Source organism: Campylobacter sp. RM16190 (genome assembly GCF_012978835.1).
Classification (GTDB): Bacteria; Campylobacterota; Campylobacteria; order Campylobacterales; family Campylobacteraceae; genus Campylobacter_A.
Genome location: NZ_LIWS01000001.1, coordinates 171,080 through 184,965 on the forward strand (window position 1 = coordinate 171,080; position 13,886 = coordinate 184,965).

The window sequence follows — 13,886 nt, forward strand, 5'->3', positions numbered from 1 at the left end:
TTATTTCTCCTTACGACTTTCTTGTTTGGAGAGGTAAAAAGCTTTAACGAGATAAAAGTTAAAGAAAAAGGGCTAGCAAAAGATTATTATATATATAGGTTAATAACAGAGGGAAATTATACAATTAAGCAGGTTGAGGAGCTAAATAAGGATATATTTCGTCGCTCTCCGACCATGATAAAAGCGCTAAATACTATAATAAAACCGGAGTTAAAACCTACAAACTGCGCAAAGATAAATGCAAAAAACATAGTAGATGCCAATTTAACCTGTCAAAAAGCGCTTTTAAAAATACCTTTTATGCTAAAAATATCCAAAAAAGATAGAGAAAAACTGGCTCAAAAATTTGATGATATAAATAAAACAACGGCTAGAAATTTAAGGATTCTAAACTCTAAAAATTCGGCCTTGAAATTTGATAAATTTAAAGATGCAAGAGCCTTTATAGAGTTATTTGAGGCAAGTGACAAAAAACATAAAGAACTTAGGTTTAATCAAAAATTTAGTACCGATTTTATCAATCTACTAGCCAAAGAACAATCTTTTCAAAAAATCATAAATAGAGTAATTATAGATAAAGAGCTTCCTAAATTTAGAGCGAATTTTTTAAATATCAAAGATGATTTGATAAGCGATCAGATAGCTTATATTCTTGGCATTAACGCTATTTTACTAGACTCAAAAGAGACTGCTTTTAAGTTTTTTAAAAGAGCCGAAGATAGCTTTAAAAACCAAGGTGCAAAAGACGCTGCGATCTTTTGGCAATACCTCATCACTAAAAACCAAATTTTGCTTGAAAAGCTAAACAAAAGCAGCGATATAAACATCTATACACTATATGCAAACGAGCTAACAGGAAAAGAAATTCCAGCTGTTTTTTCACCGACACCGACTAAGCAAAAGCTCGAAGACTACGATATCAAAGATCCGTTTTTATGGCAAAAAACCTTTGCTATCGTAAAAGAGGTAAATGCGACTAAAGCTCTTGAATTCGCAGAGCTTTTCAACACCAAAGAAACACTTGGGCAGCACGCTTACTTCATGGAAAAAGCAAGCGGATATAAAGATCACTACTTTGTCATGCCGTTTTTAGAACAGCTTGAGGATATAAATGCGACCAGAAAGGCTACGATTTATGCTATCGGAAGGCAAGAAAGCAGGTTTATCCCATCTGTAATATCGACATCTTACGCACTCGGGATGATGCAGTTTATGCCCTTTCTTGCAAATCACATCGGCAAAAAAGAGCTTATGATAGAGGGCTTTGATCAAGACGATATGTTTGATCCAAGGGTTGCTTTAAAATTTGCAGATCACCACTTAAACTATCTTGAAAAATTCTTGCACCATCCGCTCTTTATAGCTTATGCATATAACGGCGGTATCGGCTTTACCAAGCGTATGCTTCAGCGCGGAGATCTATTTAACGAAGGAAAATTTGAGCCGTTTTTATCGCTTGAGCTTGTGCCCTATGCCGAAAGCAGGCACTATGGCAAAAAAGTGCTCGCAAACTACGTTATATACTCGCACTTGCTTAATTCCAGTACATCGATTTTGAAACTTTTTGAAACTCTAAGCTCACCTGATTTGACGGATAAATTTCGAAAGAAAGATTAAGTCTATCCGAACTCTTTTCAGGTGCGATTACTTCGATATATTTGCCCCACGGCATTTGAAATGTGATGAGCTTTAAAAGCTCGTCATTTTCGTCTAAAATTCTAGTTTTAATGCCGCTTATGTCGTTATTTAGACTAAAACTTTTTAAATTTACGTCAGCATCTTTTGGGTGGATGGCGATTATAAATTTCTCATCTTTGTTTTCTTTTATAAGCTCGCTATGAACGGGGTTTAGATAGGTTCCTAAAATCAAAATTTTAAAATCTTGTTTGATTATTTCGCTCTTGCTCGTATAAGCCAAAAGCTCATTTTTAAGAGGTTCGTGAATGACAATTTTATTATAACACCCCAAAAAAGCCGTCATAATAGCTAAGCATATTAGTAAATTTTTCATAATAATACCTTGAAATTTTTTCTTATTTTATCTTTAATTTGGGTAATTTTTGCTTTAAGAAAGCCTAAATTTGTTATAATCTTACGAAAATTTAGAAGTTGGAACTAGATGAAAAGATTGGCAATGGCGTTTTCAGGACCCTCAAATAGCGGCAAAACTACGCTTATATTAAAGGTAGGGCAAAAATTTATAAAAGATGGACTAAAAGTAGTTATCATTAAGCACGATCCGGGCGACAAGGCTCGTTTTGACGTCAAAGGCAAGGATAGCTATAGATTTAGCGAAATAGGTGCTGACGTGGTTGTGCTAAGCCCCACGCGTACGACATACTTTTCAAAAGAGCAAAAGAGTCTTGATGAAGTAGTGTCTATGGTGGGCGAATTTGACCTACTGTTAGTAGAAGGGCTTAAAACTCTCCCGCTTCCTAGGCTAAGCGTGTTTAAAGACGAGATAAACGCTGAATATATCGGATTTTCAAACGCTATTGCAAGCTATAAAAAAGAGTGTGAATTTGATATTTTAAATATGAATTTAGACGATATAGACACTATTTGTGAGTGGATTTTACAAAACGCAAAGGCTTTATGATGGAAAGAATTTTTGAAACGATTAAACAAATAGCCGTTAAGATTGCAGAAGAGATAAAATTTGCCGATCTTGGCTACACTGATCATGCAAACGCTACGGGAGACACCCAGCTTAAGCTTGATGTGCTAAGTGATGAGATCATCACGCGCGAATTTGCAAATTTAGAGTGCGTAAAAGCGCTGGTTAGCGAGGAAAAGGACGAAATTTTAGCGCTTAACGAAAATGCAAAATTCATCGTAGCATATGATCCGCTTGACGGCTCAAGCTTGGTTGATGTAAATTTTGCTATAGGCTCTATATTTGGCATATACGAAAACGAACTAAAGCCTGAAAATTTAGTAGCTTCTGCATATAGCGTCTATGGGCCGCGCCTTGAGCTGGTTATCTGCACGGATAAGCCAAAGCTTTATAGACTCAACAAAGAGAGCGAATTTCAATTTATCAAAGATTTGCAACTAAAAGAAAAAGGCAAGCTAAACGCCACGGGTGCCACTCAAAAAGGCTGGAGCGATACGCACGCTAAATTTATAAGAGAGCTTTTTGAGCAAGGATACCGCTTAAGATATTCAGGCGCAATGGTAAGCGACTTGCATCAAATTTTGCTAAAAGGCGGCGGACTTTTTAGTTACCCGGCTACCACCGATGCGACAAACGGCAAGCTTAGAGTGCTTTTTGAAGTGCTGCCTTTTGCCTTTATCTATGAGCGTGCAGGCGGAGCTACGAGTGACGGCTACTCTGCGAGTCTTTTTGATATAAAGATAGAAAAAATCCACCAAACCACACCATGCTTCTTTGGCTCCAAAGAGGAGATAAGGACTCTGCATGAATTTTACGGAAGCAAAAATGGCTGAAGAGCTTAAGCAAAAAGACAAATTCGAGCTTGAACTTGATAACCAAATAGACATATTAAAGTCATGCCAATCTCAAAAAAACCTAACAAGCTGTTTTGCCTGCGAAAATTTATTTGAATGCGAAATTCGTAAAAATTATGTTGATGCCGTCTATAATTCGATGTCTAAAGGCAGCACCGGCGGATTTGATTTTTAATTAAGGAAGATTATGAAAGCTTATATAACAACACCTATTTATTATGTAAATGATGTCCCGCACATCGGACACGCCTACACTACGATCATCGCCGATACGATGGCTAGATTTGCAAGACTTAAAGGCGAAGAGACGTTTTTTTTAACAGGAACCGATGAGCACGGACAAAAGATAGAACAAGCTGCGCAAAAAAAAGGCAAAAGCCCAAAAGCATACGCAGACGAGATAAGCGCAAAATTTAAAGAGCTTTGGGATGAATTTGAGATAAGTTACGATCACTTTATCCGCACAACCGATGAGAGCCACAAACTAACCGTTCAAAACGCTTTTAACAAAATGCTTGAAAAAGGCGACATCTACAAAGGCGAATACGAGGGCTTTTACTGCGTTAGCTGCGAGACGTTTTTTACCCAAACTCAACTTTTAGATAACGAGTGCTGTCCTGACTGCGGGCGACCGACAAGCTTAGTCAAAGAGGAAAGCTACTTTTTTAAACTATCAAAATACGAAGACGCACTGCTTAAATGGTACGAGCAAAACGAGCAGTGCATACTTCCGAAAGGTAAAAAAAACGAAGTCGTAAGCTTTGTAAAAGGCGGGCTTAAAGACCTATCTATAACTCGCACCAGCTTTGACTGGGGCGTAAAACTGCCTGCAAATTTAAATGAACCAAAACACGTGATGTATGTCTGGCTTGATGCGCTGATGAACTATCTCTCCGCACTTGGCTACACTAGAGACGGCGAGAAGATGAGCTTTTGGGAAAATGCGGTGCACTTAGTCGGCAAGGATATCTTGCGCTTTCATGCGATTTACTGGCCAGCGTTTTTGATGAGTCTTGATTTGCCGCTTCCTAAGCATATCGCGGCACACGGCTGGTGGACCAGAAACGGCGAAAAGATGAGCAAGAGCAAGGGCAACGTAGTCGTGCCAAAAGAGGTTGCAGACGCTTATGGACTTGAAAATTTCAGATACTTTATGCTGCGTGAAGTTCCGTTTGGTCAAGACGGGGATTTCTCGCAAAAAGCACTTATCGAGCGCATAAACTCGGAGCTCAGCAACGATCTTGGAAACTTGCTAAACCGAATAATCGGAATGAGCGGCAAGTACTCAAACTACGAAGTTTCAAGCAAAGACGTTAGAAAGTATTATGGAGAAATTTTAGATGAATCAACTGTGCATCTAAAAGCAGCCTGCGAAAATTTAGAAATTTTTGCCACAAATCGTTACTTAGAAGAGCTTTGGCGGGTGCTAAATATCGCAAACGCAAGCATTGCTAAATTTGAGCCGTGGAATTTGATAAAAGAAGGTAGAAGCGATGAGGCTAACGCACTTGTGAGCCTTTGTGCGAATTTGCTTGTGCGCGTGGCGATCTTGCTAAGTCCTGCTATGCCAAAGACTTGCGAGAAGATAGCCAAGGCGATGAAATTTGAAATTTCAACCCAAAATTATCAAAAGATAATACTTGAAAACGAGGTTTTAGGCTTTGTTTGCGAGCAGACACCGCCGCTATTTCCAAAGATAGAAAAAGAGCTTATGAGCACTCCTGCACCAAGCGTTGCAGAGCCTATCAAGGATGAAACGCCAAAAATCAAAATAGATGAGTTTAAAAAGTGTGTTATCAAAGTTGGAACTATCTTAGAGGCTTCAAATATCGAAGGCAGCGACAAGTTGCTTAAATTTAAAATAGATCTTGGCGAAAGCGAGCCAAGACAGATCGTATCGGGAATTGCTAAATTTTATGATCCAAAAGAGCTTGTCGGCAAGCAGGTTTGCGTGCTGGCAAATTTAAAAGAGGCTAAGATATTTGGCAATATCTCTCAAGGCATGATACTTACGGCAGAAGACGGCTCGCTAGCGCTGTTAAGTCCTATCTCAAACGTTAAAAATGGAGCAATCGTCGGCTGATGATGAATATTGAGAATTTAAGACGCCTAATAAATGCAGAGGTTTTAAACAAGCCAAGTGTTTCAAGCGTCTTAAATTTCTCATTTGAAGCTAAAAATATCAGACAAGGCTATGCCTATATAGGCATAAATGCCAATGAGGATGAGATTAAAGAAGCCATATTAAACGGGGCCTATGCAGTCATTATAGAGGATGATTTTGAAGTTATCGATAAAGAGATTGCATTTTTAAAGGTAGATAGTCTAAGCGTGGCTTTAATGCGTCTAATGCGCTTTGAAAGCAGCTATAAAAATCTTAAATTTTACTCTATAAATTGTGTACAAAAGGCCATCTTAAAACGAACGAGCCTACCAAAACATGCAAATATATTGCCCATAGACACCAAAGAGCTATTTTTAAAAATCATAAATGCCGACAAGAACGATATATTTTTTAGCGACGATATAAAAATTCTATCAAAGATTGCGCCATTTTACGATACCGTATGGACAGATACACAAGCCAAAGCAATTAATAAAGGCTCAATATTTTTTACATCAATTATTTGCGACGATGTGTATTATCAAAATTTAGCCATACCAAAAGCATTCAAGGGGTTTTTGTCAGGGCTTATTCGTCATCTTAATAAAAATCAAATAGCCTTTAAGATGGGCGATTTAAGAGGGATTGAGCATTTTGAACCTGTTTTTGTAGATAGAAATTTTAAGATAACTCCATTCGGGGCAAGTTTTAGAGCTTTTATAGTAGAAAGCGACGATGAATTATTTGAGATGGAAGCAAATTTTTTAAGAAAAAACTTCAAAGACTCAGTAGAAATTTGTATACCTAAAAATTATAAGACAAAGATAGATTCAACCTTTATTTTTAACGATATAGCCGAGCTAAAACAACTCAAAGATTTTCGATACGCTATTGTAAAGTGTCAAAAACAAGAACTCGAAACAATGTTAAACAAGAGTGAAGCCGAAAAAACTCTATTTGATTTTTAAAATCCAGAATTTTTCAAATATATCATAAAAATTATTTATATAAATCTATATATCATAAGTAAATATTAAGCAAATCTAAATAAAATTTCTATTTTTACCGGATATTAAATAATATTTCAAAAAAAAGGAGAAGATATGCGGTTTATCCATATAGTTTTTATATTTTTCATGGCTTTATTTTTTGCTGGCTGCCCCGCTTCAAAAGGTAAATTTACACTACAAAACCCTGAATTTCAGAATTACCAAAATATAAATTCAGCAAAAGGAGTTGTATTTATAGCTTCAGTTAACGATAAAAGAGAATTTGAAGATACTCCAAAAAATGCTTCGATTCCATCCGTTCACAATAGGCAAGTAGAAAGTCTGAATGCAAAAGAAAAAGATAAGTATATAGCAAGAAAAAGAAATAGTTACGGCAAAGCTATGGAAAATATAGTTCTTGATGGCAATCAAACAGTTACAAATTTAGTCAAAACGAGTGTTGCTAGAGCATTTGCAAACAATGGATTTTATGTTTTAAACGATGAAAAACAAATAAATCAAAATACAATAATATTAAAAGTTGATGTGCTTAAATTTTGGTCTTTTTTCCGTCCAGGATTTTGGTCGGTTGCTGTAAATACACATATAAAAAGCGACGTTTCTACAGGCAGCAAAAACATTACTACAGATGTGGATCACATGGAAAAATTTCAGATGGTTTTAGATAGAGACTATCAAAAAGTGACAAATGACGCTTTACGAATTTACGAAAAACAACTTACAGATAAAATTGCTCAAGAATTTAAATAATCTTGCTCCTCGCCTCTTGATCAAAAACAGGCGAGGTCTATTTTTTATACTGGATCGGATCCTTTACTCCGGCTCTTTTAAACCCGTTTAGTCTTAACCTGCAGCTATCGCACTCTCCGCAAGCTATATCCTCGCTCTCATAGCAGCTCCATGTAAGCTCAACAGGAGAGTTCATTTCAATAGATTTAGCAACAATATCCGCCTTTCTTAAATTTACGAGCGGAGTTATGATTTTGACATTAAAATTTGGCGATGTGCCTTGATTTATAGCCGAATTTATCCTCTCAATAAATTTGGCCGAGCAGTCAGGATAACCGCTGCTATCCTCCTCAACCACTCCTATAAATATCGCCTCTGCGCCCTCTTTTTCGGCAAGTGCGGCAGCAATAGAGATAAATATCCCATTACGAAACGGAACATAGGTATTTGGAATTTCATCACCAAGGCCGTCTTTTGGCACATTTAAGCTGGCATCTGTTAGAGAATTTCCTCCAATATCGGCTACAAAACTTACATCTAAATTCAGTCTTTTTTCTATCCGAAGTCTGTCGCAAATTTCCTCAAAGGCTCTTTTCTCACGCTTCATAGTGCGCTGATTATAGTCAAAATGAAGCGCTATTATCTCGTATCCTTGATTTTTCGCCATAGTCGCACACAATGTGCTATCCATCCCGCCACTCATTATACAAACGGCTTTTTTTACCATCACTACCTCTTTAAAATTTAAAAACATTAAAAATTAGATAGAATTATACAAAATTTTATATGAAAGAGCCTAAAAATGATAATTTGCGATGAAAAATATCCGGAAATTTTAGATCAAATTTGTCAATATCTAACAGCCAGTGATGTAGAGCTAAGCTTTGTAGATAGCGAACAAATGCGAGATATAAATCTAAAACAGCGCAAAATCAATAAAACAACAGATGTTTTAAGTTTTCCATTTGAGTTTATTATGCATGTTCCTCTTGGCTGTATCGTTATAAATTTAGATTTAGCAGAGGAAAAATCAAAAGAATTTAACCACTCTAAAGATGACGAGATCGCGCTATTATTTACGCATGGACTACTTCATGTCTTAGGTTTTGATCATGAAAAAGATAGCGGAGAGATGAGAGAAAAAGAAGAGGAGATAATCGATAAATTTAACCTTCCAAAGAGTCTAATTGTAAGGACTATGGATCAAATTTAAGCCTATTTTTTGACTTTTTTAATAGCTTGCTCACTCTTGGCATATTTTTTATCGATATATCCTAGCTCCAAAAGCTTATTATAGACCCTTACAGCCATAGGACCAGCAGTAAGCCCACCATGTCCACCATGCTCTATTATTATAGCAACTACATATTTTGGCTTTTCGTATGGAGCATAGGTTGTAATCCACGCATGAGAGCGCTGAAGATACTTCATATCCTCCTCTTTTATACGCTTTTTCTCAGCCTGAGAAATACCCACCACTTGAGCTGTTCCGGTCTTTGCAGCTATTGTGAGATTCGCATCTGTAAAATATTTAAATGCCGTTCCCTTTTGATGATTTACAACCTCATACATAGCCTTTCTAATATGCGGGAGTTGTTTTTTTTCAAAAGGCGTGAAGATATCATTAGCCTCAAATTTAACCTCCTCTTCACCTATACTGTGCAAAAAATGAGGTATTATATTTTTACCTGTCGCAAGCATAGCGGTATGTCTTGCAATCTGCATAGGGGTTACTAGGAAATTGCCCTGTCCTATTGAGGTATTTAGGGTCTCTCCCTGATACCAAGGTTGGGAGTATTTATGCATCTTCCATTCGCGGCTAGGCACAATACCTACAAACTCATTAGGCAGATCGACTCCTGTCTTTTGCCCCATACCAAAGCGTTCAAGCACCGGCGCTATAGCATCTATACCTATTTTTAGGCTGCCCTTATAGAAATAATCATCACAGCTCTCTCTAATGGCCGCATTCATATCCATTTTACCATGTCCGTATATGTTCCAGCACCTAAAATTTCGCCCTCCAAGTTCAAAAGAACCGCTGCAAAAATAATCCGTCCCCCTATCTATCTTTCCAGAATCCAAAAATGCCAGAGCCACGCCCATTTTTATAACGGATCCAGGAGGGTATAGTCCGTTTACAAGCTTGTTTGTAAACGGATGATCTATGCTGTTTATAAGTTCATTCCATCTAGCTTGTGAAATTCCTGTTACAAATGGATTTAAATCATACTCGGGAAAACTCCCGGCAGCTATAATAGAGCCGTCGGTGACATCCATTACAATAATAGCACCTGCATTTTCTCCAAAAATTTCTTCTATATATTTTTGAAATTCCAGATCTATGCTTAGCCTTATATCGCTACTCTTGGGCTCTTCTTTAAAAATCTCTTCTATCTCCTCATTAAGAGCATTTACCTTTATCTTTCTAACACCTTCTTGTCCTTGCAAAATAGAGTTGTAATAGCGTTCTATTCCGCTTCTTCCCGTATAGTTTGTAATCTTGGTCACAGGATCATTGATATAATCTTGCTGATTAGCTCTGCCGACATAGCCTATGATATGAGAAGCAAGGTTGGAATATGGATAGTGACGCTTGGAAGCCGGTTTAACCTCTAAATTTTCACGCAAGGAAAGCGCAGCTATCTTAGGAATCATCCTGTCGTAATCTATAAAGTCAATAATTTCTATAAAATCTTGATTATAAGGCGAATCGGCTTTAATATAATCTTTTTTTAATTTTGTAACGTTTAGATCTTGAAACATATTTTGCAAATTTTCAAGTTCTTGATCCAAAACATCTTTTTTACCAAGATGAGGCTTAACAGATACCGAGAAGCCAAGCCTATTAACTGCCAAAGGACGCCCTTTAATATCAAGTATGAGTCCTCTTGCAGGTGGCATAAACTGCTTTTTTACTATATTTTGTTCTGCAATTTCCTCGTAAAATTCATTAGACTTGATGCTTAGATAATAGATTCTAACCAGCAAAAGCACCCAGACACTAAATATTATGGCAAAAACTATGCGCATTCTCATTTGACGCGCTCTTTAAATAAAACAATAGCCAAAGCCGACTCTAAGGCAGTATAGACAAAGTATTCATATCCAAAATTTAAAATAGGTAGATTTTTGATATATACAAGCAGAGAGCTTATAAGATACGTCCCCAGATATCCGTTTGATACAAAAAAAATCAATAATACAGCTCTTGATTTAAAAGTCACCACAAGCCAATCACAAATAAAATAGTAAAAAACTATAAAGGCTAAAATTGTTGAAAATAGAGCAAATCCATGAACTTGCTCAACAAAAATAATATAAACTATAGAAAAATACCACCTTATATCATACTTTAAAAGTCTTTTTTGTTTTTCCATAGTAAGAATAATCATGTATGCAAAAAAGAGTCCTATCAGTGGAGGAGCCCAGATAAATACCGTAGTAGAAGCTTGATATATAAATAATAAAGCAACCCAAAAAAAGGATTTTAAAAGCTGTATATCAGTGCTATTTCGTCGCATACCGGAAAGTGCTTGCATTTAATACAATCAGCCCAAATTTTTTGTGCAGGAAGTTCTGATTTAGGAATCTCTATAAAGCCCAATTTTTCAAAAAAACTCTTTCTATAAGTAAGCGTAAAAACCTTTTCAATATCATAAAATTTAGCCTCATCAAGTATTTTTCTTACTAGCTCGCTTCCTATTCCGCTACCTCTTAAATTTTTAGATATCACAAGGCTTCTAACTTCGGCTAAATTTATGGTGTGTATATGAAGAGCGCAAAAGCCTACTATCCGGTCTTGATCACAAACTACGATATAAGAACGAATATTCGTAGCGATCTCATCATCACTTCTTGGCAGTATAACTCCGCTTGCAACCTCATCTTTAACAAGCTCTTGCATAGCCTTTATATCATTTGGCTTTGGTTTTCTGAAATCTAAATTTTTCACTGCAGATCTATACCTAATGCATTTTTTACTATAAGCTCATTTGCCTTATCAATACCTATTTTTTTTAGAGTTGATACTAGATGTGCGTTTGGATATGCCTTTAAAGCTGCGCTTTTCTCGCTTTGATTTAACTTATCCGCCTTTGTTAGTATGTTTAAAATTTTCTGATCGGCTCTTAAAAAACTTTGCAGATAGTCGTCAACCCCTCTGTCTATAGGCATATCATGCTGCCTGCTATCAATCAGATGCACAAAGAGCCTTATATTTGATCTTAACTTCAAATACTCGTCTAAATTTCGTCTCCACTCATCATGCATAGATTTTGATACCTTTGCATATCCAAAGCCCGGCAGATCCACAAAGACCAAATTTACCCTATCCTCATCACTTATATATTCGACCTCAAAAAAATTTATAAGCCTTGTCTTACCCGGAGTTGATGAGCTTTTAGCTAAATTGTTTTGATTCACAAGAGCGTTTATCAGGCTACTTTTACCAACATTAGAACGTCCTAAAAATGCCACTTCGCTACCGCTAACAGGAGGAGCAAGTGATATATTTGGAGCAGACAAAAGAAATCTGGCATTTATAGGCCTTATCACTTTTTCTTATCCTCTACTTGAAATACAAATTTTACAGGCTTTTTATTGCCGCTATTTACACTATATGTGCCGCTATTTTGATTTACACTTATCTTTTCACCATAAACTCTCTTATCGCTATCAACTTCATGCAAAAATCCGCTTCCGTTTATGGTATATAAATTTGATTTTGGTTCGTATACAAGCTCATTTCCGCTTCCGTTATAATTCTTATCTTTAATCAAAACCTTAAATTTAGCATTTCCTGTGGCAACATATTTAATAGGATTACGATTTTTATCAAAATGTATCACAACCTTATCGGCAGTTAATATATCTTTACCTTTTTTGACACTAACATTACCGCTCAATTCACTTATAAATTTGTTCTCGTCTGCAAAAAAATCATCCGCGGTTACTTCTACATTTTGAGCGACTAAAGGTAAAATACTAAAAACGAAAGCCAAAATTATCTTTTTTCCTGCATCCATGCTTGAATTCCCTTTGCGTAAGTTCTCTTTAAATTTGCATCATAAACAAGACTATTGCCAACTATCTTATCCTCATTTTTAGTCATCACAAAAGGCATGCTCGAACTGGCGATTTTTGTCTTAGTATTATAATCTGCTTCCTCTGAAACAAATTTCAAATTTTCACTATTTAAATATCTAACATTTCCTTTAAGCTTAATAGTTTCGTCTTGATAAAAAGCTTTGTCGGAAATAACGCTATGATAAGTATCGTCTCTTAAAACATCAGCCCTAAAATTTAAAAATTCATCCATATTTTTATATCTATTCCACTCGTCAGCCTCATATTTAGCACTTACAATGGTAGCATTGATTTCGTAGTCCACAACATCGTTCATACCGATAGTGGCAATGCTATTGTCTGGCTTTAGAATTTCACTATAGTAAGGATCTTGAAGTGTCATATATACCATCGCCACGCTAAAAATAGCTATGACGAAGTAAAAAATCCTTATAACCAATGTTTAGACCACTCTTCATAAAGATTTTCGTGCTTTATAAGTATCTCTATCATCTGTCTGATAGCGCCATTTCCGCCTTTAAAATCAAGCTTGGTTTTTACATCAAGCTCTTTTATAGCATTTTTTGGCTTGAAGCTCCACTTAACAGCTTTTAAAAGTTTGTAATCGTTATAGTCATCTCCTATAGCTGCTGCGTTTTCAAAGTTTAGACCTTCAAATTTTAAAATTTCTTCAGCTACAGCAAATTTATCGCTTACGCCTTGATATACGTGATCTATCTTTAAATTTTCAGCCCTTCTTTCTACGATTGCCGATTTCCTACCTGTGATGATAGCAACTTTTTTTCCAAGCTTTAGCCAACTTTCTATAGCATATCCATCTTTAACGTCAAAAAATTTAACCTCTTCTCCATTTGCGCCATAGACTATCTTGCCGTCAGTCATACAACCGTCAACATCTAAAAAAATTATCTCTATCACAACACGCCTTTCGTACTTGGAACTCCGATTCGCTCGTTTTTAGCAAGAGCTCTTCTAAGTGCGACAGCCAAAGCTTTAAAGCTTGCTTCGATTATATGGTGAGAGTTTTTGCCGCGAATTTTGGCTATATGAAGCGTGATATTTGCATTAAATGCAAGCGCTTGGAAAAATTCATTCACAAGCTCGATATCAAACTCGCCAACCTTGCCTTCATGGATACTTTCATAGACTAAAAAAGGTCTGTTTGATAGATCAAGAGCGCAGTTTACAGCTGCTTCATCCATGACAACCGTCGCCTCGCCAAATCTCTCAATTCCGTTTACAGGATATATCATCTCTTTTAAAAGCGAGCCTATGACAATGCCTGTATCTTCAACCGTATGGTGAAAATCTATATGCAAATCGCCCTTTGCAACAAGCTTCATATCAAACAAAGCGTGCTTTGCAAAAGCTTCGAGCATATGGTCAAAAAATCCTATACCGGTGCTTATCTCACACTTGCCGCTTCCATAAATTTCTAAATCTAAGCTTATATCAGTCTCTTTGGTCTTTCTTATCTTTTGCAC

At 36.4% G+C, this 13,886-nt stretch carries 18 protein-coding genes; 8 read left to right on the forward strand and 10 right to left on the reverse strand.

Annotated elements, in window-relative coordinates; translation table 11 throughout:
* The first annotated feature begins 21 nt into the window (after positions 1–21).
* Positions 22–1,617: a lytic transglycosylase domain-containing protein gene (locus CDOM16190_RS00945; protein ID WP_249934080.1), complete on the forward strand. Its 1,596-nt coding sequence runs from the start codon at positions 22–24 to the stop codon at positions 1,615–1,617.
* Here CDOM16190_RS00945 and CDOM16190_RS00950 read toward each other — a convergent pair.
* Positions 1,535–2,011, reverse strand: a complete 477-nt coding sequence (locus tag CDOM16190_RS00950) for a hypothetical protein (RefSeq protein WP_249934081.1) — start codon at positions 2,009–2,011, stop codon at positions 1,535–1,537. The two genes, CDOM16190_RS00945 and CDOM16190_RS00950, sit on opposite strands and share 83 nt — an antisense overlap.
* Positions 2,012–2,119: 108 nt before the next feature.
* Between CDOM16190_RS00950 and mobB the strand changes: the two genes are divergently transcribed.
* The 6 genes from mobB to CDOM16190_RS00980 all read left to right on the forward strand — a co-directional run bounded on the left by mobB (position 2,120) and on the right by CDOM16190_RS00980 (position 7,335).
* Entirely contained in the window at positions 2,120–2,599 is a 480-nt protein-coding gene (mobB, locus tag CDOM16190_RS00955) for a molybdopterin-guanine dinucleotide biosynthesis protein B (RefSeq protein ID WP_170018498.1), read from the forward strand.
* Positions 2,599–3,450, forward strand: coding sequence for a class 1 fructose-bisphosphatase (locus tag CDOM16190_RS00960; RefSeq protein WP_502707493.1), 852 nt, complete (start codon positions 2,599–2,601; stop codon positions 3,448–3,450). The genes mobB and CDOM16190_RS00960 overlap by 1 nt, the downstream gene beginning before the upstream one ends.
* Complete coding sequence (locus CDOM16190_RS00965; protein ID WP_502707494.1) at positions 3,422–3,646, forward strand: hypothetical protein; 225 nt, start codon at positions 3,422–3,424, stop codon at positions 3,644–3,646. The genes CDOM16190_RS00960 and CDOM16190_RS00965 overlap by 29 nt, the downstream gene beginning before the upstream one ends.
* Positions 3,647–3,658: 12 nt before the next feature.
* Positions 3,659–5,554: a methionine--tRNA ligase gene (gene metG / locus CDOM16190_RS00970; protein WP_170018500.1), complete on the forward strand. Its 1,896-nt coding sequence runs from the start codon at positions 3,659–3,661 to the stop codon at positions 5,552–5,554.
* 2 nt (positions 5,555–5,556) lie between these two features.
* Positions 5,557–6,543 (forward strand): ferrochelatase, encoded by a 987-nt coding sequence (locus tag CDOM16190_RS00975; protein ID WP_170018501.1) that lies wholly within the window; start codon positions 5,557–5,559, stop codon positions 6,541–6,543.
* A gap of 135 nt (positions 6,544–6,678) precedes the next feature.
* The gene (locus CDOM16190_RS00980; protein WP_170018502.1) at positions 6,679–7,335 is read left to right on the forward strand and encodes a hypothetical protein; all 657 of its coding nucleotides are present in this window, start codon (positions 6,679–6,681) and stop codon (positions 7,333–7,335) included.
* Between the two features lie 37 nt (positions 7,336–7,372).
* On the opposite strand, the gene queC is transcribed toward CDOM16190_RS00980, so the two are convergent.
* Positions 7,373–8,041, reverse strand: coding sequence for a 7-cyano-7-deazaguanine synthase QueC (gene queC, locus CDOM16190_RS00985; protein ID WP_170018503.1), 669 nt, complete (start codon positions 8,039–8,041; stop codon positions 7,373–7,375).
* 75 nt (positions 8,042–8,116) lie between these two features.
* Between queC and ybeY the strand changes: the two genes are divergently transcribed.
* Positions 8,117–8,527, forward strand: coding sequence for an rRNA maturation RNase YbeY (ybeY, locus tag CDOM16190_RS00990; protein ID WP_170018504.1), 411 nt, complete (start codon positions 8,117–8,119; stop codon positions 8,525–8,527).
* Positions 8,528–8,529: 2 nt separating this feature from the next.
* Here the strand turns inward: ybeY and mrdA are convergent, their stop codons facing one another.
* The 8 genes from mrdA to hisB all read right to left on the reverse strand — a co-directional run bounded on the left by mrdA (position 8,530) and on the right by hisB (position 13,886).
* On the reverse strand, positions 8,530–10,353 hold the full coding sequence (gene mrdA, locus CDOM16190_RS00995) for a penicillin-binding protein 2 (RefSeq protein ID WP_170018505.1): 1,824 nt from the start codon (positions 10,351–10,353) through the stop codon (positions 8,530–8,532).
* On the reverse strand, positions 10,350–10,709 hold the full coding sequence (locus CDOM16190_RS01000) for a hypothetical protein (protein WP_249934082.1): 360 nt from the start codon (positions 10,707–10,709) through the stop codon (positions 10,350–10,352). The genes mrdA and CDOM16190_RS01000 overlap by 4 nt, the downstream gene beginning before the upstream one ends.
* Positions 10,710–10,804: 95 nt before the next feature.
* On the reverse strand, positions 10,805–11,269 hold the full coding sequence (locus CDOM16190_RS01005) for an N-acetyltransferase (RefSeq protein WP_502707495.1): 465 nt from the start codon (positions 11,267–11,269) through the stop codon (positions 10,805–10,807).
* Positions 11,266–11,871: a ribosome biogenesis GTP-binding protein YihA/YsxC gene (yihA, locus tag CDOM16190_RS01010; RefSeq protein WP_170018507.1), complete on the reverse strand. Its 606-nt coding sequence runs from the start codon at positions 11,869–11,871 to the stop codon at positions 11,266–11,268. Before yihA ends, CDOM16190_RS01005 begins: the two co-directional genes overlap by 4 nt.
* Entirely contained in the window at positions 11,868–12,341 is a 474-nt protein-coding gene (gene lptA, locus CDOM16190_RS01015) for a lipopolysaccharide transport periplasmic protein LptA (RefSeq protein ID WP_170018508.1), read from the reverse strand. Before lptA ends, yihA begins: the two co-directional genes overlap by 4 nt.
* Complete coding sequence (gene lptC, locus CDOM16190_RS01020) at positions 12,320–12,841, reverse strand: LPS export ABC transporter periplasmic protein LptC (RefSeq protein WP_170018509.1); 522 nt, start codon at positions 12,839–12,841, stop codon at positions 12,320–12,322. The genes lptA and lptC overlap by 22 nt, the downstream gene beginning before the upstream one ends.
* Positions 12,832–13,320 carry a KdsC family phosphatase gene (locus CDOM16190_RS01025; RefSeq protein WP_170018510.1) on the reverse strand — a complete coding sequence of 163 codons (489 nt, stop codon included), beginning with the start codon at positions 13,318–13,320 and terminating at the stop codon, positions 12,832–12,834. The genes lptC and CDOM16190_RS01025 overlap by 10 nt, the downstream gene beginning before the upstream one ends.
* Positions 13,317–13,886, reverse strand: a complete 570-nt coding sequence (hisB, locus tag CDOM16190_RS01030) for an imidazoleglycerol-phosphate dehydratase HisB (RefSeq protein ID WP_170018511.1) — start codon at positions 13,884–13,886, stop codon at positions 13,317–13,319. The genes CDOM16190_RS01025 and hisB overlap by 4 nt, the downstream gene beginning before the upstream one ends.